Below are 18,440 nucleotides of genomic sequence, written 5' to 3' on the forward strand. Positions count from 1 at the left end.
CCTGTCCGGATTGGGCCCGGTTATGCCTTGAATGCCTCAAGTGCCCCGTCAGGCTCGACGATTGACCTGGCGGGGTGCTGCGGTATCGTCGGCCGACCCATGGCTGAACGAGGAGCGTGCACGTGTTCAACCGGACCAGTCTGCAGGCCGCTGCAGCCCTTGTGTCCATATCCCTGGTAACCGGATGCGGTGTCTTCTCGGACAGCGAATCCGCCGGGGATCAGAGGATCGTCGTCGGTACGACGAGTTCTCCCACCACGCTTGATCCGGCGGCCGCCTGGGACAATTCCTGGGAGCTGTTCCGGAATGTCTTCCAGACCCTGGTGAGTTTCCCGACGGGCAGCACCACCCCGCAGTCGGACGCGGCCGACTGCAAGTTCACGGACACCTCCAGCCGGGTCTTCGAGTGCAAGCTCGTGGAGGGCCTCACGTTCTCCAACGGGCACAAGCTGGACGCCGAGGCCGTGCGGTACTCGATCGAGCGCATCCGCACGATCAACCACAAGGGCGGCCCGAACGGGATGCTCGGCTCGCTCGACAAGATCGAGACCACCGGCGACCGCACGATCGTCTTCCGGCTCAACAAGGCGGACGCCACCTTCCCGTTCGTCCTCGCCACCCCGGCGATGTCGCTCGTGGACCCGGCCGAGTACCCGGCCGACCGGCTCCGCAAGGACGGCAAGATCATGGGCTCGGGCCCGTACGTCCTCGACTCGTACACCGAGCGCAAGTCGGCGGAGCTGACGAAGAACCCCACCTACAAGGGCTTCGCCGACCGCAAGAACGGCGGCGTCACGATCCGGTACTTCGACGACTCCGAAGCCATGGTCGCCGCCCTCCGGAAGAACGAGATCGACGCCACCTACCGCGGCCTCACCGCCGCGGAGGTCGTCTCGCTCCAGGAGGACAAGCCGGAGAACAAGGGCCTCCAGATCGTCGAGTCCACCGGCGCCGACATCCGCTACCTGGTCTTCAACGCCCAGGACGAGTCCGTCGCCAAGCTCCCCGTCCGCAAGGCCATCGCCCAGCTCGTCGACCGCGACGAGCTGGTGAGCAAGGTCTACCAGGGCACGGCCGAGCCGCTGTACTCGATGGTGCCCAAGGGCATCGCCGCCCACACCACCAAGTTCTTCGACCGCTTCGGCTCGCCCAGCAAGGAGAAGGCGGAGAGGATCCTCCGCAAGGCGGGCATCACCGAGACCGTCGAGCTGGACTTCTGGTACACCACCGACCGGTACGGCTCCTCGACGGCCGCCGAGTTCGCCGAGCTCAAGCGGCAGCTGGAGGAGTCCGGCCTCTTCAAGGTCACCCTGCACGGCAAGCCCTGGAAGGAGTTCCAGGCGGGTTACCAGAAGGGCGAGTACCCGGCCTTCGGCCGTGGCTGGTTCCCCGACTTCCCGGACCCGGACAACTTCGTCGCGCCCTTCGTGGGCAAGGAGAACGTCCTCGGCACGCCGTACGAGAGCCCCCGGATCACCAACGAGCTGCTGCCGAAGTCCCGCCGCCAGAGCGACCGCGGGACCGTCGCGGACGAGTTCGTGGAGGCCCAGGAGATCCTGGTCCAGGACGTCCGGCTGCTCCCCCTGTGGCAGGGCAAGCTGTACATCGCGGCAGGCGAGAACATCGGCGGCGGCGAGCGCGCCCTCGACCCGCAGACGGTCATGCAGATGTGGGAGCTGAGCCGCCGGGCCAGCTGGTAGCGGACCTGTGGGGGCCACTGTCAGTGGCCCCCGGTAGGTTCTCGGACGGAGCAACAGGAACGTCCACCGGAGGTTGTTGACCGTGACCGACACCAGCATGCTGCCCGAGTCCTGGCGGGGTGTCCTCGGCGAAGAGCTGCAGAAGCCCTACTTCGCCCAGCTCGCCGAGTTCGTCGAGGAGGAGCGCGCCAGGGGACCGGTCTTCCCGCCGAAGGACGAGGTGTTCGCCGCCCTCGACGCCACCCCCTACGACAAGGTGAAGGTCCTGATCCTCGGCCAGGACCCGTACCACGGCGAGGGGCAGGGGCACGGCCTCTGCTTCTCCGTCCGCCCCGGCGTGAAGACCCCGCCCTCCCTGCGGAACATCTACAAGGAGATGCACGAGGAGCTCGGCCACCCGATCCCGGACAACGGCTATCTGATGCCGTGGGCCGAGCAGGGCGTCCTCCTGCTCAACGCCGTGCTGACGGTCCGCTCCGGCGAGGCGAACTCGCACAAGAACAAGGGCTGGGAGAAGTTCACGGACGCGGTGATCACCGCCGTCGCCTCCCGCCCCGATCCCGCCGTCTTCGTCCTGTGGGGCAACTACGCGCAGAAGAAGCTGCCGCTCATCGACGAGGAGCGGCACGTCGTGGTGAAGGGCGCGCACCCCTCGCCGCTGTCGGCGAAGAAGTTCTTCGGGTCGCGGCCCTTCACCCAGATCGACGCGGCCGTCGCCGCCCAGGGGCACGAGCCGATCGACTGGCGCATTCCCGACCTCGGCTGAGCCTCGACGCGATCCGGGCCGGCTGCGGCTAGCGTCGTCACTCCCAGTGGGTGAGCGGGTGGAGGTCGCGGTGGCCGAGCAGCAGCAGGTGTCGGACGACGGGGTCATGACCAGGATCGGGCAGGCCATGATGCTGCTCCACGGCGGCGACCGCGAGGAGGCCCGCAACCGCTTCGGCCTGCTGTGGCAGCAGATCGGCCCGGACGGCGACCCCCTGCACCGCTGCACCCTCGCGCACTACATGGCGGACGCCCAGGACGATCCCGACACCGAGCTGGCCTGGGACCTGCGGGCGCTGAGCGCGGCCGAGGGCCTCGCCGAGGAGCGGCTCGCCGCGCACGATTCGGCGGCCGCCCTCCGGGCGCTGTACCCCTCGCTCCATCTGAACCTGGCAGCGGACTACGTGAAGCTCCGGCGGCCCGATGCCGCGCGGGTCCATCTGGACCGGGCACGCGCGGCATCGGACCACCTCGACGACGACGGCTACGGGAACGGGGTCCGGGCCGCGATCGAGCGCCTGGAGCTACGGCTCGGGGACGCGTGACCGGCCCACGCCCTGCGGAGGAGACTCACCGGCCGAAGCCGCCGCGGCAGATCCTGGCCGGATCGCTGCCGGGCGCCCAGCCCCCGTACCGCTCACCCAGGTCGCAGACATCCGCCCGCGACACGGGAGGGTCCGCCGACAGCCCCCTCAGCTCCGGCGGCCGGGGTAAGGCGGGCCGGGTCGCCGGCCGCGGACGCTCACGCTGCCGGGGTACGGGATCGGGGTGTGGGGCCCCGGGACGCGGGGGCGTCACCGCCGGCCGGTGCTGCCCGGCCGGACGCGTCGCGCGGGGCGCGGCGGACGGCGGGGGAGCGGGGAGCGCCGCTTCGAGGGCCTCCAGGGCCGGGCCCTCCACGATCTGAGGTGCCACGTCCTGGGCGGGGCGTACGGTGCCGGCCGCGGGCGCGGGGGCGACGGTGGGCGCCGTCGGCGGGGCGTCCACCGAGACGCAGCCCGTCAGGGCGGCGACCGCCGCTCCGACCAGGATCTTCGCTGTTGTTCGGGTTCCATGCACCCGCGCCACTCTGCTGGTCCCCACGCGATCTTCGCGCCCCTACCGGCGGGGAATGCCCCGCACGGGTGGCTGTGCGGGGCGCGGTCTTGACCGGTCCGGGCAGGGCGGACCGCCCTGCCCGGTGCGGGGTCAGTCGCCCGTCGCGCCGGCGATCCGCTCGCGGATGAGGTCCGCGTGGCCGTTGTGGCGGGCGTACTCCTCGATCATGTGGAGGTAGATCCACCGCAGGTTGAAGGGGAGGCCGGTGCGGTGCTCGCCCAGGCCCAGGTCGTCGAGGTCACGGCCGGCGGCCAGGGTGCGCGCGTGGGCGATCTCGGCCTGCCAGGTGGCGTAGGCCTCCTCGTAGGTGTCCTCGTCCGTGACGTGGATGTCCCGGTCGTGGTCCTCCTCCGTCGAGTAGATCCACTCCGCCTTCTCGCCGGCCAGGACACGACGGAACCAGCCGCGTTCGACCTCGGCCATGTGACGGACCAGACCCAGCAGGTTGAGGTCCGAGGGCGGGGCGGAAGGGGTGCGCAGCTGGGCGTCGTCGAGCCCCTCGCACTTCATCGCGAGGGTCGCGCGGTGGAAGTCGAGCCACTGCTCCAGCGCCTCGCGCTCACCGGTGGTGGTGCCCGGGTCGACGCGCGGGATGGTTTCGGTGCGTTCGGTGGTCATGGGCCGCATCGTCTCCCATGATCGCGGGCGGCGCCAGCGCTTTCGCGACCGGCCCGCGCGCCGGCGTCAGGGGCGGTCTCCGAGCATGCCGCGCAGCAACTCGTCGAAGCCGGTGCGCAGTTCCGCCCGGCTCGGCACGGCCGCGTGGAAGGAGCCCGCCGCGCAGGAGAACATCAGCCCCTCGCTCCAGGCGATCAGCGAGAGCGCGTGCCGCTCGGGCTCAGGCGAGCCGGCCGCCGCCATCATCTCGATCAGCGGGGTGTGGAAGACCGCGCCCGCCGCGTCGAAGAAGCTCCGGAGCTCCGGACGCCGGGTGGCCTCCAGGGCCAGCTCGTAGCGGGAGACCAGCAGGGAGCGGTGGTCGGTGAGATAGCGGTGCAGGGCGAGGGCGAGCGCTTCGACGAGGGCGTCGCCACCGCTCTCCGGGCCCGGCATCTCGTGCGGGGTGAGGACCTCGGCCTCGCGCTGGACCTGACGGCGCACGGCCGTCTCCAGGAGGGCCTGGCGGGTGCGGGCGTGATTGGACGTGGAGCCCTGCGGCAGCCCCGCCCGCTCGTCCACGGCGCGGTGGGTCAGGCCCCGCATCCCCCGCTCGGCGAGGAGGGCGAGAGCGGCGTCGCCGATCCGCTCGGCGCGGGAGACGGGGAGCTCCGGGGCCGGGGTCCCGGCGGTGGCTGAGGTCATGGGGACAACCTACTACCGGCACGACTACAGCTGTAGTACGGTCAGGATGTCGGGTCACTACACCTGTAGTTGCCCGTCGATCCGCCGTCCCGAGCCGAGGAGCAGCCATGGAACAGCACCGTGCCGTCGTCATCGGAGCCGGCATCGGCGGTCTCACGGCCGCCGTCGCCCTGAGCCGGCGCGGCTGGCAGGTGACCGTCCTCGAACGCGCCGCGGACCTCGCCCCTGTCGGCGCCGGCATCGGCCTCGCCCCCAACGCACAGCGCGCCCTCGACGTCATCGGCCTCGGCGACCGGGTCCGCGCGCTCTCCGCCTGGCAGGGCGACGGCGGCATCCGCACCCCCGGCGGCCGCTGGCTCGCCCGCACCGACGCCACGGCCGCCGCCGACCGGTTCGGCGGCCCCCTCGTCCTCCTCCACCGCGCCGCCCTCGTCGACCTCCTCACCTCGGCACTCCCCGAGGGCACGGTCCGCACCGGCGTGACGGCCACGGTCACCGACCCCGGCGACGACCACCGCCCGGCCCGCGTGACCGTCTACGAGGCGGGGACCGCGGCCGGAACCGACGCCGGTGACGACCGGCGCCCGGCCGACGTGTCCGGTCCGGCGGGCGGGACCACCTCCGTGACCGAACCCGGCGACGACCACGGCCCGCTCCGCCTGACCGGTCCGGACGCCGGGGCCGCGGCCGGGGACGTGCTCGAGGCCGAGCTCGTTCTCGGTGCCGACGGCATCCGCTCGGGCACCCGAGGGGCGCTCTTCCCCGAGCACCCCGGCCCCCGGTACTCCCGCAGCACCAGCTGGCGTCTCGTCGTCCCCGCACCCGCCCGGCCCTTCGCCCCGCACGAGACCTGGGGTGCCGGCCGGCTGTGGGGGAGCCAGCCCCTCAAGGACGGCCGGGTCTACGCGTACGCCATGGCCGTCGCCCCCGCAGGAGCCCACGCGCCCGACGACGAGCGGGCCGAACTGCTCCGGCTCTTCGGCGACTGGCACCACCCCGTCCCCGAACTCCTCGCCGGCGTCGCCCCCGACCGGATCCTGCGGCACGACGTCCACCACCTGCCCGACCCGCTGCCCGCCTTCCACCGGGGCAGGGTCGCCCTCCTCGGCGACGCCGCGCACGCGATGATGCCGAGCCTCGGTCAGGGCGGGAACCAGGCCGTCGAGGACGCCGTCGTCCTCGCCCACCACGCCCGCACGGCCCTCGGTTTCCTGCCGAGCCGCGCGCTGGCCGCGTACACCGCCGACCGGCTGCCCCGCACCACCGGCCTCGTCCGCACGGCCGCCCGCACCGGCGCGATCACCATGCTCTCCGCCCGCCCCGCGGTCGCCCTGCGCGACGCGGCCGTCCGTGCCGTCTCCCGCTTCGGCCCCGGCCTCGTCCTGCGCGGCTTCGACGGCATCTGCGACTGGCACCCGCCCGTCGACCCCGCCCTTCCCGCCGAGCACGTGATCCGGCCCGCGTAAGCTGACCGGCGCGAACGGCCCTCACGGCCAGGGCCGGCGGACGACGACTAGGGAGACCCCGTGAAGGTTGGCTGCATCGGACTCGGAGACATCGCGCAGAAGGCCTACCTTCCCGTCCTCGGCACCCTCCCCGGCGTCGACCTCCACCTCCAGACCCGCACCCCGGCGACCCTGAAGCGGGTGGCCGACACCCTGCACCTGCCCGCCGACCGGCGCCACCGCGACCTCGACTCGCTGCTCTCCGCCGGGCTCGACGCGGCCTTCGTCCACGCGTCGACCGCCGCACACGCCGAGATCGCCGGCCGGCTCCTCGAGGCCGGCGTCCCCACGTACGTCGACAAGCCCCTCGCCTACGAGTACGCCGAATCCGAGCGGATCGTGGAGCTCGCCGAGAAGCGCTCCGTCAGCCTCGCCGTCGGCTTCAACCGGCGCCTCGCGCCCGGTTACGCCCAGTGCCTCGACCACCCGCGCGAGCTGATCCTGCTGCAGAAGAACCGGATCGGCCTGCCCGAGGACCCCCGCACCCTCGTCCTCGACGACTTCATCCACGTCGTCGACACCCTGCGCTTCCTGGTGCCCGGCGAGGTCGAGCACATCGACGTGCGGGCCCGGATCCGCGAAGGGCTCATGCACCACGTCGTCCTCCAGCTCTCCGGAGACGGCTTCACCGCCATCGGCATGATGAACCGGATGAACGGCTCCACCGAGGAGATCCTGGAGGTGTCGGGCCAGGACACCAAGCGCCAGGTCCTCAACCTCGCCGAGGTCGTCGACCACAAGGGCCAGCCGACCGTGCGCCGCCGCGGCGACTGGGTGCCTGTGGCCCGGCAGCGCGGCATCGAGCAGGCGGTCCACGCCTTCCTCGACTCGGTACGGGAGGGGCGGGTGCTCAGCGCCCGGGACGCGCTGCTCACCCACGAGCTGTGCGAGCGCGTCGTCCGCGAGGCGCTCGCCCAGGCGTCCTGACCGCACGTCAGGTCCGGCGCCAGCGTTCGTCGACGACGACCGAGGCGAGCCGCCAGCCGTCGGCGGTGCGGCGCGCCCCGAAGGCGTAGCGCCCGCCGCAGAGGAAGTCCTCGCCGGAGGCGAACCGCATCGGGTTGACGTAGTCGGCACCGATGTCCGCCCGGTCCCCGGTCTCCGGGTAGCCGCCCGGCTCCCGGAACCGCACGCGCCGGTTCACGATGAGGTGCTGGCGTACGGGAAAGAGGTGCATGGTCGCGGCGAGCCACTCCGCGACCTCCGGCGCAGCCCCCTCCATCCCGCCCGAGCCGCGGTAGTCGGCCCTGCCGTCCGGGGTGAAGAGATCGCGGTAGGCGCTCCAGTCGCCCTCGTCCACGGCCGCCGCGTACCCGGTGATCAGGTCGTCGAGGGCGATTCGGTCCATCACGGTCGCGAGGTCCACGCGCTGCGTCATCGGCTCAGTGTCGGTCAGCGGAAGCCCGGGGCCAAGGGCCGTGCGGCCCCGGCGTGAGTAGGGGGGCGGACCGGCCGCCGGGCCCGAGGGGCCCGCGGGCCCGTCCGGGGTGCCGGTCATACTGGCCGCCATGCGCGTGAACATCGATCCCGAACTGACCGACCGCACCTCCTTCTACCGGCTGCTGACCGCCACCGTCGTCCCCCGCCCCATCGCCTGGGTCTCCACGACCTCGGCCGACGGAACGGACAACCTCGCCCCGCACTCCTTCTTCACGATCTCCTCGGTCGCACCGCCCGTCGTGCAGTTCACCTCGGTCGGGCGCAAGGACTCGCTGCGGAACGTCGAGGAGACGGGGCAGTTCGTGGTGAACCTCGCCCCCGAGGGGCTCTTCGAGCGGATCAACGCCACGGCGACGGACTTCCCGCGCGGGGTGAGCGAGTTCGACGCGTGCGGCGTCGAGCGGGAGCCGAGCCTGCGGGTCAAGGCACCGCGCGTCGCCCAGTCGCCGGTGGCGCTGGAGTGCGAGCTGCACAGCACGCTGCGGATCGGTGACTCGACGGTCGTCTTCGGCCGGGTCGTGCACGCGGCGGTCGACGAGTCGGTGATGGTCGACGGCCACCCCGAGATGACCCTGATGCGCCCGCTGACCCGGCTCGGGAAGAACGAGTGGGGCACCCTGGGCGGCATCGAGGAGATCGCCAGGGTGCCCTACGCGGGCTGAGGCCTCAGCCCGCGGACTCGCCGGCGTGCGGGCTCAGCACGCCGGCCGAGACCAGCACGATGAGCAGGATGCCGAGCAGGATGCGGTAGATCACGAACGGCATGAACGACTTCGTGGTGATGAACTTCATGAACCACGCGATCACCGCGTAGCCGACGGCGAAGGCGATGACCGTGGCGAAGAGCGTCGGGCCCCACGAGATGTGGCCGCTCTCGCCCGCGTCCTTGAGCTCGAACACACCGGAGGCGAGCACAGCCGGGACGGCGAGGAGGAACGAGTAACGGGCCGCCGCCTCCCGCGTGTAGCCCATGAACAGACCGCCGGAGATCGTCGCGCCGGAGCGGGAGACGCCGGGGACGAGCGCCATCGCCTGGCAGACGCCGTAGATCAGGCCGTCCCTCACCCCGAGGTCCTTGAGGGTCTTGCGCTCGCGCGTCGCGCGGTGCCGGCCGCCGATCTCGTCCCGGGCCGCCAGCCGGTCGGCGACGCCGAGGACGACGCCCATCACGATGAGGGTGGTCGCCGTGATCCGCAGATCGCGGAAGGGGCCCTCGATCTGGTCCTTGAGCGTGACGCCGAGGACGCCGATCGGGATCGAGCCGACGATCACCAGCCAGCCCATCTGGGCGTCGTGGTCGGAGCGCATCGCCTTGTTCGTGAGGGAGCGGAACCAGGCCGAGACGATCCGCGCGATGTCCTCGCGGAAGTAGATCAGGACCGCCGTCTCCGTGCCGATCTGGGTGATCGCGGTGAACGCCGCTCCCGGGTCGTGCCAGCCGGCGAAGGCGGCGGTGAGCCGGAGATGCGCGCTGGAGGAGATGGGAAGGAACTCCGTCAGCCCCTGGACGAGTCCGAGGATGAACGATTCGAACCAACTCATGGGGCTAGGGCCGTCCCGTTATGTACGTGTGCGGTCAGAAGGTCGTGCGCAGCGTACAGGTCCAAGATGACGGGCCCATGGCGAGGCCCGATGCTGCTCCGGGGCCCTATGGGAGCGCCGGCTCAGGCTTCCGCTCGGGCTCCCGGGCCGCGGCCGGAGCGGCGGCCCGCAGCGTGTGCCGCTTGCGCCAGGCCACCACCGCGGCGCCGAGGCCCGACAGGACGATGAACCCCGCCGAGAGGAGGAACGCGGGCGAGCCCGGCGAACCTGCCTGGGCGCCCGCCACCACGTAGGCGGCCGTGTTCGGCAGGGAGCCGAGCGCCGTCGCCAGGAGGAACGGCACGTATCCCATACGGGAGACGGCGGCGCAGTAGTTGGCCGCCGCGAACGGCACCCCCGGGAACAGCCGGACCGCCAGCATCGAGCGGAACCCGTGCCGGCTCAGCTGCCCGTCCGCCGCCGTCAGCCAGCGGCCCCGCACCAGTGGCCGCAGCGCGTCCCGCCCCAGGAACCGGCCGAGGGTGAACGCGATCCCCGCACCGAGCACCGTCCCCGCGATCGCCCCCGTCAGACCGGCCGCGGAACCGAAGAGCGCGCCCGCCGCCAGGTTCAGCACCGGACGCGGGACGAACGCCGCGGCGCACACCCCGTACGCGAGGCCGAAGAGCAGCACCGCCCCGGCGCCGCTCGTGTGCGGCGGCCAGCCCGAGGCGAGCATCCGCTGCGGCTCGTAGAGCACCACCAGGGTGGCCGCCGTGAGCAGCAGCAGGGCGAGCAGCGAGAGCCGGGAGCGGGGGGCCAGCAGGGCCCGGGAGCAGCGGACGGCGAGGGAGCCCGGCGGCCCGGGCACGGGAGCGAGCATTCGGGGAGAGTAACGGACGCCTCTGTAGGAGCGCCGTAATGTGCGTCATGTCCGTCCGGGCGCGCGCCCGGAGCGCGCCGTCACCGAGGGGGCCTCATGACCGACACCGCGCCACCCGCCAGCGCCCTCGCCGACACCGTCCTGGAGCGGCTCACCACGGTCTACCCCGCCGCGGGGAACCCCTTCAGGGCCCAGGAGATGGTCGCGTACATGAAGGGAGCGGCCCCCTTCCTCGGCATCCGCACACCCGAGCGCCGCGCCCTGTCCCGTACGGTCCTCACCGGCACCCCGCGCCCCGACGAGACCGACTGCGCCGCGATCGCCCTGCGCTGCTTCGCGCTCCCCGAGCGCGAGTACCACTATTTCGCCGTCGACTACCTGCGCCGGCACGTGCGGCGCTGCTCCTCCGGCTTCCTGCCCGTCGCGCGCCGGCTCGTCACCACCGACTCCTGGTGGGACACCGTCGATCACCTCGCCGCCCACGTCGTCGGCGGACTGGTGGCGGCCGACCCCGCCCTCGCCGGCGTGATGGACGCGTGGATCGACGACGACGACCTGTGGGTCGCCCGCACCGCCCTCCTCCACCAGCTCCGCTTCAAGGACGCCACCGACGCCGACAGGCTCTTCGCCTACTGCCTGCGCCGCTCGGCCCACCCCGACTTCTTCATCCGCAAGGCCATCGGCTGGAGCCTGCGCGAGTACGGGAAGACGGCCCCCGCCGAGGTCCGGGCCTTCGTCGCCGCCCACGGCTCCCGCCTCTCCCCCCTCTCCGTCCGCGAGGCACTGAAGAACCTCTGACCCCACCCCCGGCCGGGGCAACTGCTGGGCCAGACTCGGCACATGACACAGACGGAAGAGCGGGCGGGGCGGCGGACGGCACTGGTCCTGGGGGCCGGCGGGCTCGTCGGGGCGGGCTGGGAGGCCGGGGTGCTGCGGGGGCTCCGCGACGCCGGAGTCGATCTGACCACGGCCGACCTCATCGTCGGCACCTCCGCCGGCGCGGTCGTCGGCGCGCGGCTCGCCGCCGGACGGGGCGGGCTCGACGCCCTGTACGAGCAGCAGCTCGACGGGAAGGCCACCGAGGCCGCCGTACGGCTGGGGCTCCCGACGATCCTCCGGTACGCCGTCGCCGTCCTTCGGTCCCGCACACCCGAGGAGTACGGGCGCAGGCTCGGCCGGCTCGCCCTCGCGGCCCCCGCCGTGCCCGGGACGGAGCGCCGCGCGGCAGTCGCACGGAGGCTCGGCCCGGTCACCGAGTGGCCCGTTCGGCCCCTGCTGATCACCGCGGTCGACGCAGAGACAGGCGAACTCACGGCCTACGACGAGGACAGCGGGGTCGCGCTGACCGACGCCGTCACCGCGAGCTGCGCCATCCCCGGTGTCTGGCCCCCGGCGAGCATCGGCGGTCGCCGCTGGATCGACGGCGGCATCCACTCCACGGCCAACGCCCACCTCGCCGCCGGTCACGACCGGATCGTCGTCATCGCCCCCAGCGCCCGGGGCAGCAAGGCCCTGCTCTCCCCGGCGCGGCAGGGCGCCGACCTTGCCGCCGCCAGGGCGCGCGTCGAGGTGATCACCCCCGACGCCGCCTCCCGCAAGGCCATCGGCCGCAACGCGCTCGACCCGGCGCACCGGGCCGCCGCGGCCCGTGCCGGGCGCGCCCAGGCGGCGACCCACGCCGACGCCGTCGCCGACGTCTGGACGGGCTGACGCTCCGGCAGGGCGTCAGCGGGCGGGTGCGGGGCCTCGTGGGCGTCGTGCGACCGCCGGCCGGGCCCGCCACCCGGGACGCGGCGATGGGGCACGGCGGCGGTGGCGGCACAATGAGGGCGTGAACGAGCACATCCCCGTCATCCGCCAGGTCGACCAGGGCACCGCGCGCCTCATGCCCGATGTGGACCGGGAGCGGGCCTGGCTCCTCACCGTCGACGGCGCGCCCCAGTCGTACGTCGACCTCGACGATCCGGCCTACCTGGAGTTCGAATACGCGCGGCGCCTCGCCCATGTCGTCGACGGCGCCGCCGAGCCCGGCGCGCCCCTCGACGTCCTGCACCTGGGCGGCGGGGCGCTCTCGCTGCCCCGGTACGTCGCCGTCACCCGGCCCGGTTCGCGCCAGGACGTCGTCGAGGCCGACCTGGGGCTGCTCGCCCTGGTCGAGGAGCACCTGCCGCTGCCCGAGGGCTCGGGGACCACCGTGCACGGGGCGGACGCCCGTGCCTGGCTGGAGGCGGCACCGGACGCCTCGGCCGATCTGATCGTGGGCGATGTCTTCGGCGGCTCGCGCGTGCCCGCCCACCTCACCTCCGTCGAGTACGCGCGCGAGGTCCGGCGCGTCCTGCGGCCCGGCGGGCTCTACGCCGCCAACCTGGCCGACGGAGCGCCCTTCCCCTTCCTCCGCTCCCAGCTCGCCACCTTCGCCGCCGTCTTCCCCGAGCTGGCGCTCGTCGCGGAGCCCGCTGTGCTGCGCGGCCGCCGCTTCGGGAACGCGGTCCTGGTCGCCTCCGGCCGCGCGATCGGCATCGCCCACCTCGCCCGGCGTACGGCGGCGGACGCCTTCCCCGCGCGCGTGGAGCACGGGGAGGCGCTCGACCGGTTCACCGGCGGCGCGGAACCGGTCCTGGACGCCGGGGCCGTACCGTCACCCGTTCCCCCGGAGGGCGCCTTCGGCATCGGCTGAGGAGCCTGGGGCGTGGGAGCCCGCGACCTCCTTGCCGAGCGGGCGCCGCGTCAGGTTCCGCACGTCCGGCACGAGAAGGACGAGCGCGGTGACCAGCACCATCAGGGCCGCCGCGCCCCACAGCGCCTCGCTCCGGCCGAACGCGCTCTCCGCCGGGCCCGCGAGGGCCGTGGACAGCGGCAGCAGCGCCGTCGAGCCGAACCAGTCGTACGCCGAGACCCGGGACAGCTTCTCCTCCGGGATCTCCTGGTGCATGGTCGTCATCCACGAGACGCCGAAGACCTCGATGGCCACCCCGCTGACGAACATCGCCGCCGTCAGACCCGCCGCGTCCAGCGGCACGGCGAGCGCGGCCGACGGCAGCGCGATCGGGAAGACGCACAGGGTCCCGACGAAGAGCATCCGGCGCGGTTTCCACCGGGTCATCAGGACGGCGCCCGCGACCGTACCCGCCCCGTACGCGGCGAGCGCGATGCCCCAGGGCCGCGAGCCGCCCAGCTCGTCCCGGGCGACCAGCGGCCCGTACACCGACTCGACCGCGCCGATCAGTCCCACCACCACCGAGAACTGGGCGACGATCGACCACAGCCAGGGCCGGCCGACGAACTCCCGCCAGCCCTCCCGCAGATCCGCGAAGAGCCCGCCGCCGGGAGCGCGCGCCGGGATGCCGCTCACGTCGAGGAAGGCCCGCAGTCCGCCCGCGACGGCGAAGGCGAGCGCGTCGATCGCGAGGACCCAGCCCGGTCCGACGAAGGCGACGAGCGCCCCGCCGAGCGCGGCACCGCCGATGGCCGCGCCGTGCATCGCCATGCGGAAGACGGCGAAGGCGCGGCTCGCCTGCTCCCCGCTGACGCTGGACATGAGCATGCCCTCGGCCGCCGGGTTGAAGAAGGCCTGGCCGGTGCCGCAGAGCGCGGTGAGCACCATCATCTGCCAGATGCGGGCCTCGCCGGAGAGCACGAGCACGGCGAAGGCGGCCTGTGAGACGCAGTTGAGGGCGTTGGCCGCGACCATCACCCGGTGCCGCGGCACCCGGTCGGCGACCGCGCCGCCGATGAGCAGGAAGAGGACGAGCGGCAGGAACCTCGCCATGGCCACGAGGCCGACGTCCCCGGCGTCGCCGTCGGCCTCGAAGACCGCCCAGGTCGTGGCGATCAGCGCGCCGTGCGTGCCGAGGTTCGTCACGATCGTGGCGGCGGTGAGGAGGAGGTAGTTGCGGCCGGCCCACTCGGGGCGGCGGGTGCGGCGCGGGGCTGTGCGGGGGGAGGCGGCGGGTGAGGTCACCCCGGGACTATCCCTGGCTCCTCCCCGTACTGCCAACCCGATATCCGGACGGCCCGTCAGGTCGCCCGGCCCCACCGGGACCGGCGCGCGGAAGGTTCCGGGGCCCGAGGCCGGCCACCGGGACCGGCGCGCGGCCGGGCCCGGTGGTCCGAGGAGAGAGCGGTCAGGCGGAGGGGGCGAGCCGGACCGTGGAGAGGATCTGCCGGATCGTCGCGTCGGGCAGCTCGTCCTTGACGCCGTCGGCCCCGTAGAGCACCCAGGTCGAGAAGTCGCCGGCGCCGTTCTTGAAGGTGAAGGCGTAGGACTTGCCGTCCGTCTCGCACTTGTTGCGCTTCTTGACGCCCGGCGCCGTGGCGGTCGCCAGGCTGCCCTTGAGACCGGACTTCGTCGTGTACGGGACGGGCTTGGTGATCTTGATCGTGCTCTGCGGCATGTGCTGCGCGTAGCCACCCCACACCCAGGTACCGGCCTCGCCGCGGGCGGCGGACCCGGTGTCCTTGGCGCCCTGGCCGCCCTTGGTGCCGGCGGTGGCCAGGCTCCAGGTCTCCTCGGTGCCGTTCTTGTCGGTGTCGTACGCGCACCACTTGCTCTTGAGGCTCGTGGGACTGGACATCGTGACCAGCGGCAGGCCGCCGCCCTTCTTCTCGTCCTCGAAGGCGGTGATGGAGCCCGGCTTGTACACCTCCCACTCGGGCGGTACGTCGAAGAGGGTGCCGTACTTCGGGTTGTAGACGACCTTCCAGCCGGGGATCGTCGGCTGCTGCGCCGCGCCGTCGCGCGGGTTGGCGATCCCGGACGACTGGCTCGGCGCGGGCGCCGGGTCGGAGGAGGGGTCCGCGGAGGCGGTGGACGTCACGGACGGCTTGGGGTCCTCGGCGACGTTTTTCTTGTCGTCGTCCTCGCCGAGCACCAGGAACCCGGTGACCCCGGCGGCGACGACCACGGCGGTGGCGGCGACGATCGCCACGAGCGTCGTCTTCTTCTTCCCGCCGTCGGGCCCGCCGGGCTGTCCGGGGCCGGGCACCGCGTACTGCTGCGGCACCGTCGGCTGCTGGTACGGGGCCGGGTACCCCGGCTGCTGCCCGTACCCCTGCTGCGGGTAACCGGGCTGCGCGGGCGGCTGCTGCGGATAGCCCGGCTGCGCGGGCGGCTGCTGCGGGTAACCGGGCTGTGTCGGCGGCTGCTGCGGGTACCCGGGCTGGGCAGGCGGCTGCTGATACGGGTTCGGCTGCTGGTACCCCGACTGCTGGTAGGGGTTCTGACTCTGGTCCTGCGGGTTCTGCTCGCCCCCGGGCGGCTGCTGTCCTGGCCACATGGCCAGTAACCATAGAGGTGCGGGCGCCGGTCGACCACGCCCGCCCCCGCCGCGGGGGTGGGGGAGGGGATGGCCAAGGCTGCTACTCATGGGTAACATCGGCGTCCATGAGCGCAGACCAGATGTCCGTCGGCGAGATGCTCGCCGCCACGGTCCCCATGGCCGGAACCCTCAACCTGGAGTTCCTGGAGACCACCGCCGAGCGCGCCGTCGTGCGCCTCCCGGACCAGCCCGCCTACCACAACCACGTCGGCGGCCCCCACGCCGGAGCGATGTTCACCCTGGCCGAGTCCGCCAGCGGCGCCATCGTGCTCGCCGCCTTCGGCGACCAGCTGGGCCGCGCCGTCCCGCTCGCCGTCAGCGCCGAGATCGGCTACAAGAAGCTGGCCATGGGCGTCGTCACCGCCACCGCCACCCTCGGTCGCCCCGCCGCCGAGGTCGTCGCGGAACTCGACGCCGGACAGCGCCCGGAGTTCCCGGTGCGGATCGACATCACCCGCGAGGACGGCGCCGTGACCGGCGAGATGACCGTCGTGTGGACCCTGCGCCCGAACGCCTGATCTCCGGTCGTCGCGTGCGACGCCCCCGCAACCTTCCAGGGTGCGGGGGCGTCCGTATGGGGGGCGGCGCTCGTCGAGGGCCGCGTCCCCCTCGTCCGGGTAGGCTTCCACGGCGTGCCCGTCGAGGTCCGTCCGGGCAATCGACCAGCTGAGCAGCCGACACGGGAGGAACCGCGTTGCACGTCCAGGAGTGGCTGGAGACGATCCCCGCGGTCGCGGTCTACGGCCTCGTGGGAGTGGTGATCGGCCTTGAGAGCCTGGGCATCCCGCTTCCCGGCGAGATCGTGCTTGTGAGTTCGGCGCTGCTCGCCTCGCAGCACGGCGACATCAATCCGTACGTCCTCGGCGCCTGCGCCACCGCCGGCGCGATCATCGGCGACTCGATCGGTTACGCCATCGGCCGCAAGGGCGGACGGCCGCTCCTCGCCTGGCTGGGCGGGAAGTTCCCCAAGCACTTCAGTGAGGCCAACATCGGGCTCGCCGAGAGCTCCTTCCAGAAGTGGGGCATGTGGGCGGTCTTCTTCGGCCGCTTCATCGCCCTCCTCCGCATCTTCGCGGGGCCGCTCGCCGGTGTGCTGCACATGCCGTACTGGAAGTTCCTCATCGCCAACGTCCTCGGCGGCATCCTGTGGGCCGGCGGCACCACGGCCGTCATCTACTCGGTCGGCATCGTCGCCGAGGCCTGGCTCAAGCGCTTCTCCTGGCTGGGCCTCGTCCTCGCCGTACTGATCGGCATCGCCTCGATGCTGGTCGTCAGGAACCGCGCCAGGAAGGCGGCGGCGCAGCGGGCCGAGGCCGCCGAGCCGGAGCCGGTCCCGGCGGACTGAACACGCAGCGCACGCGCACGCGGCGGAGGGCGGCACCCGGCCACGGGCGCCGCCCTCCTCGCGTACCGGCGCCACGGGCGGTACGGCGGTGTGCGGCCCCGCGGATCGATCGCCGTGCGGATCAGTCCTCGAAGGCCTCGGCGTGCCCCTTGGCGAGCAGCAGGTACATCTCGGCATTCAGCTGGATCCCCGCCTTCTCCTCGTCGGTCAGCGGGCGGCGCACCTTGGCGGGGACGCCGGCGACCAGCGAGCCCGGCGGGATCTCCATCCCCTGCGGGACGAGCGCCTGGGCGGCGACGAGCGAGCCCGCGCCGATCCGGGCGCCGTTGAGGACCGTCGCGCCCATGCCGACGAGCACGTCGTCCTCGATCACACAGCCGTGCACGGTCGCGTTGTGGCCGACGGTCACCCGGTCCCCGATCGAGACGGGGAAGCCGGGGTCGACATGGACCGTGCAGTTGTCCTGGATGTTGGAATCGGCGCCGACGGCGATCGGACCGCAGTCCGCCCGCAGCACCGCGTGGTACCAGATGCTGGCGCGGGGGCCGAGCGTGACCTCGCCGAGCACCACGGAGGTCGGGGCGGTGAAGGCGGTCGGGTCGATCCGCGGCTCCTTGCCGCCCACTCCCTTGATCAACGCCTCTGTCATGGTTCGCTCCTGATCGTCGGATCCTGGGATCTCAGCCGTCGTGTCACGCCCGGGGGTGCCCCGGGGCGCAGCCTATGCCGTGCTCATGACCGACATCACAGCGCACCTCACTGATCAGGTACGACGTCGCCGACTACGGTGGCCGGGTGCCCAGGAACAGAAACACGTTCTCATCCCTCGCCGCCTGGCGGCGCCGGGTCCTCGCCCGTGCCGTGCAGGGCGGCTGGCGCTGGGTGCAGCAGGCCGGCTCCGTCACCGCCGAACACCCCGGAAAGCTGCGGTTCCGCCGTCTCGGCGCGGGCACCCGGCTCGCCTTCCCGCAGGGCACGGTCTTCGGCGAGCCGTGGATCGAGATCGGCGAGTGCTGCATCATCGCCGAGCAGGTCACGCTGACGGCGGGCATGCTGCCGGACCTCGACCTCGGGACGGACACGGTCCTGACCCTGGGGGACGGGGTCGTCCTCGGGCGGGGCAGCCACGTCATCGCCGACGCGAAGGTGACGATCGGCTCGGACACGTACTGCGGTCCGTACGTCTACATCACCTCGACCAATCACAGTTACGACGACCCCGACGAGCCCGTCGGCCGCCAGTGGCCCCGCTCGGCACCCGTCTCCATCGGCCCCGGCTGCTGGCTCGGCACGGGTGCGGTGATCCTGCCCGGCGCGCGTCTCGGCCGGAACGTCGTCGTCGCGGCGGGCGCGGTGGTACGCGGGGAGGTCCCCGACCACTCGGTCGTGGCGGGCGCTCCCGCGAAGGTCGTGCGCGGCTGGACCCCGGAGGCGGGCTGGCAGCCCCCGCTCCGTACCCCCGCGCCGACCCCGATCCCGGAACACGTCACCCCGGAACAGCTGGCGGTGCTGGCGGTCTGGGAGGCGCAGCGCACGGGCAGCTCCGAGTCCGTACCCTCGTGA

Annotated in this window: 21 protein-coding genes; 12 read left to right on the top strand and 9 right to left on the bottom strand. The window is 73.0% G+C overall.

All coding sequences use genetic code 11. From position 1 onward, the window contains the following. Window positions 1–122 precede the first annotated feature (122 nt). The 3 genes from ACZ51I_RS11270 (at window position 123) to ACZ51I_RS11280 (ending at window position 3,010) form a co-directional block, all read left to right on the top strand. Window positions 123–1,700 (top strand): ABC transporter substrate-binding protein, encoded by a 1,578-nt coding sequence (locus ACZ51I_RS11270; RefSeq protein WP_468873992.1) that lies wholly within the window; start codon window positions 123–125, stop codon window positions 1,698–1,700. An 82-nt stretch (window positions 1,701–1,782) separates the two neighbouring features. Continuing rightward, window positions 1,783–2,466 carry a uracil-DNA glycosylase gene (gene ung, locus ACZ51I_RS11275; RefSeq protein WP_351181298.1) on the top strand — a complete coding sequence of 228 codons (684 nt, stop codon included), beginning with the start codon at window positions 1,783–1,785 and terminating at the stop codon, window positions 2,464–2,466. 70 nt (window positions 2,467–2,536) lie between these two features. Beyond that, window positions 2,537–3,010, top strand: a complete 474-nt coding sequence (locus ACZ51I_RS11280; protein ID WP_468873994.1) for a hypothetical protein — start codon at window positions 2,537–2,539, stop codon at window positions 3,008–3,010. A gap of 25 nt (window positions 3,011–3,035) precedes the next feature. On the opposite strand, the gene ACZ51I_RS11285 is transcribed toward ACZ51I_RS11280, so the two are convergent. From ACZ51I_RS11285 to ACZ51I_RS11295, 3 genes are all read right to left on the bottom strand, one after another. Next, window positions 3,036–3,524, bottom strand: a complete 489-nt coding sequence (locus tag ACZ51I_RS11285; protein ID WP_468873997.1) for a hypothetical protein — start codon at window positions 3,522–3,524, stop codon at window positions 3,036–3,038. Window positions 3,525–3,653: 129 nt separating this feature from the next. After that, entirely contained in the window at window positions 3,654–4,181 is a 528-nt protein-coding gene (locus tag ACZ51I_RS11290; protein ID WP_468874000.1) for a DinB family protein, read from the bottom strand. 66 nt (window positions 4,182–4,247) lie between these two features. Continuing rightward, on the bottom strand, window positions 4,248–4,865 hold the full coding sequence (locus ACZ51I_RS11295; RefSeq protein ID WP_468874003.1) for a TetR/AcrR family transcriptional regulator: 618 nt from the start codon (window positions 4,863–4,865) through the stop codon (window positions 4,248–4,250). Between the two features lie 107 nt (window positions 4,866–4,972). Between ACZ51I_RS11295 and ACZ51I_RS11300 the strand changes: the two genes are divergently transcribed. Beyond that, window positions 4,973–6,331 (top strand): FAD-dependent monooxygenase, encoded by a 1,359-nt coding sequence (locus ACZ51I_RS11300; protein ID WP_468874006.1) that lies wholly within the window; start codon window positions 4,973–4,975, stop codon window positions 6,329–6,331. Window positions 6,332–6,391: 60 nt separating this feature from the next. After that, the gene (locus tag ACZ51I_RS11305; RefSeq protein WP_468874008.1) at window positions 6,392–7,297 is read left to right on the top strand and encodes a Gfo/Idh/MocA family protein; all 906 of its coding nucleotides are present in this window, start codon (window positions 6,392–6,394) and stop codon (window positions 7,295–7,297) included. 7 nt (window positions 7,298–7,304) lie between these two features. Here ACZ51I_RS11305 and ACZ51I_RS11310 read toward each other — a convergent pair whose 3' ends face one another. Next, the gene (locus ACZ51I_RS11310; RefSeq protein WP_468874012.1) at window positions 7,305–7,748 is read right to left on the bottom strand and encodes a nuclear transport factor 2 family protein; all 444 of its coding nucleotides are present in this window, start codon (window positions 7,746–7,748) and stop codon (window positions 7,305–7,307) included. Between the two features lie 130 nt (window positions 7,749–7,878). Here ACZ51I_RS11310 and ACZ51I_RS11315 point away from each other — a divergent pair, with 130 nt between their 5' ends. After that, window positions 7,879–8,472: a flavin reductase family protein gene (locus tag ACZ51I_RS11315; protein ID WP_468874013.1), complete on the top strand. Its 594-nt coding sequence runs from the start codon at window positions 7,879–7,881 to the stop codon at window positions 8,470–8,472. Window positions 8,473–8,476: 4 nt separating this feature from the next. Here the strand turns inward: ACZ51I_RS11315 and ACZ51I_RS11320 are convergent, their stop codons facing one another. Next, a complete protein-coding gene (locus tag ACZ51I_RS11320) occupies window positions 8,477–9,352 on the bottom strand; it encodes an undecaprenyl-diphosphate phosphatase (protein ID WP_468874015.1) in 876 nt (291 codons plus the stop codon). Between the two features lie 106 nt (window positions 9,353–9,458). Next, window positions 9,459–10,214 (bottom strand): TVP38/TMEM64 family protein, encoded by a 756-nt coding sequence (locus ACZ51I_RS11325; protein ID WP_468874017.1) that lies wholly within the window; start codon window positions 10,212–10,214, stop codon window positions 9,459–9,461. A gap of 96 nt (window positions 10,215–10,310) precedes the next feature. Between ACZ51I_RS11325 and ACZ51I_RS11330 the strand changes: the two genes are divergently transcribed. The 3 genes from ACZ51I_RS11330 (at window position 10,311) to ACZ51I_RS11340 (ending at window position 12,891) form a co-directional block, all read left to right on the top strand. After that, window positions 10,311–11,012: a DNA alkylation repair protein gene (locus ACZ51I_RS11330; protein ID WP_468874020.1), complete on the top strand. Its 702-nt coding sequence runs from the start codon at window positions 10,311–10,313 to the stop codon at window positions 11,010–11,012. A gap of 42 nt (window positions 11,013–11,054) precedes the next feature. Continuing rightward, the gene (locus tag ACZ51I_RS11335) at window positions 11,055–11,924 is read left to right on the top strand and encodes a patatin-like phospholipase family protein (RefSeq protein ID WP_468874023.1); all 870 of its coding nucleotides are present in this window, start codon (window positions 11,055–11,057) and stop codon (window positions 11,922–11,924) included. Between the two features lie 121 nt (window positions 11,925–12,045). After that, entirely contained in the window at window positions 12,046–12,891 is an 846-nt protein-coding gene (locus ACZ51I_RS11340; protein WP_468874025.1) for a spermidine synthase, read from the top strand. Here the strand turns inward: ACZ51I_RS11340 and ACZ51I_RS11345 are convergent. Together ACZ51I_RS11345 and ACZ51I_RS11350 are read right to left on the bottom strand one after the other, a co-directional pair. Beyond that, a complete protein-coding gene (locus ACZ51I_RS11345) occupies window positions 12,853–14,175 on the bottom strand; it encodes an MFS transporter (RefSeq protein ID WP_468874027.1) in 1,323 nt (440 codons plus the stop codon). The genes ACZ51I_RS11340 and ACZ51I_RS11345 overlap by 39 nt on opposite strands. A gap of 163 nt (window positions 14,176–14,338) precedes the next feature. Next, complete coding sequence (locus ACZ51I_RS11350) at window positions 14,339–15,490, bottom strand: DUF8017 domain-containing protein (protein WP_468874029.1); 1,152 nt, start codon at window positions 15,488–15,490, stop codon at window positions 14,339–14,341. A gap of 122 nt (window positions 15,491–15,612) precedes the next feature. Between ACZ51I_RS11350 and ACZ51I_RS11355 the strand changes: the two genes are divergently transcribed. Continuing rightward, entirely contained in the window at window positions 15,613–16,050 is a 438-nt protein-coding gene (locus ACZ51I_RS11355) for a DUF4442 domain-containing protein (protein ID WP_468875600.1), read from the top strand. 176 nt (window positions 16,051–16,226) lie between these two features. Further along, window positions 16,227–16,877: a DedA family protein gene (locus ACZ51I_RS11360; RefSeq protein WP_468874031.1), complete on the top strand. Its 651-nt coding sequence runs from the start codon at window positions 16,227–16,229 to the stop codon at window positions 16,875–16,877. Between the two features lie 121 nt (window positions 16,878–16,998). On the opposite strand, the gene ACZ51I_RS11365 is transcribed toward ACZ51I_RS11360, so the two are convergent. Continuing rightward, window positions 16,999–17,526, bottom strand: coding sequence for a gamma carbonic anhydrase family protein (locus tag ACZ51I_RS11365; RefSeq protein WP_468874033.1), 528 nt, complete (start codon window positions 17,524–17,526; stop codon window positions 16,999–17,001). 146 nt (window positions 17,527–17,672) lie between these two features. Between ACZ51I_RS11365 and ACZ51I_RS11370 the strand changes: the two genes are divergently transcribed. After that, on the top strand, window positions 17,673–18,440 hold the full coding sequence (locus ACZ51I_RS11370) for an acyltransferase (RefSeq protein ID WP_468874036.1): 768 nt from the start codon (window positions 17,673–17,675) through the stop codon (window positions 18,438–18,440).

The organism is Streptomyces sp. NPDC034084 (genome assembly GCF_055575535.1).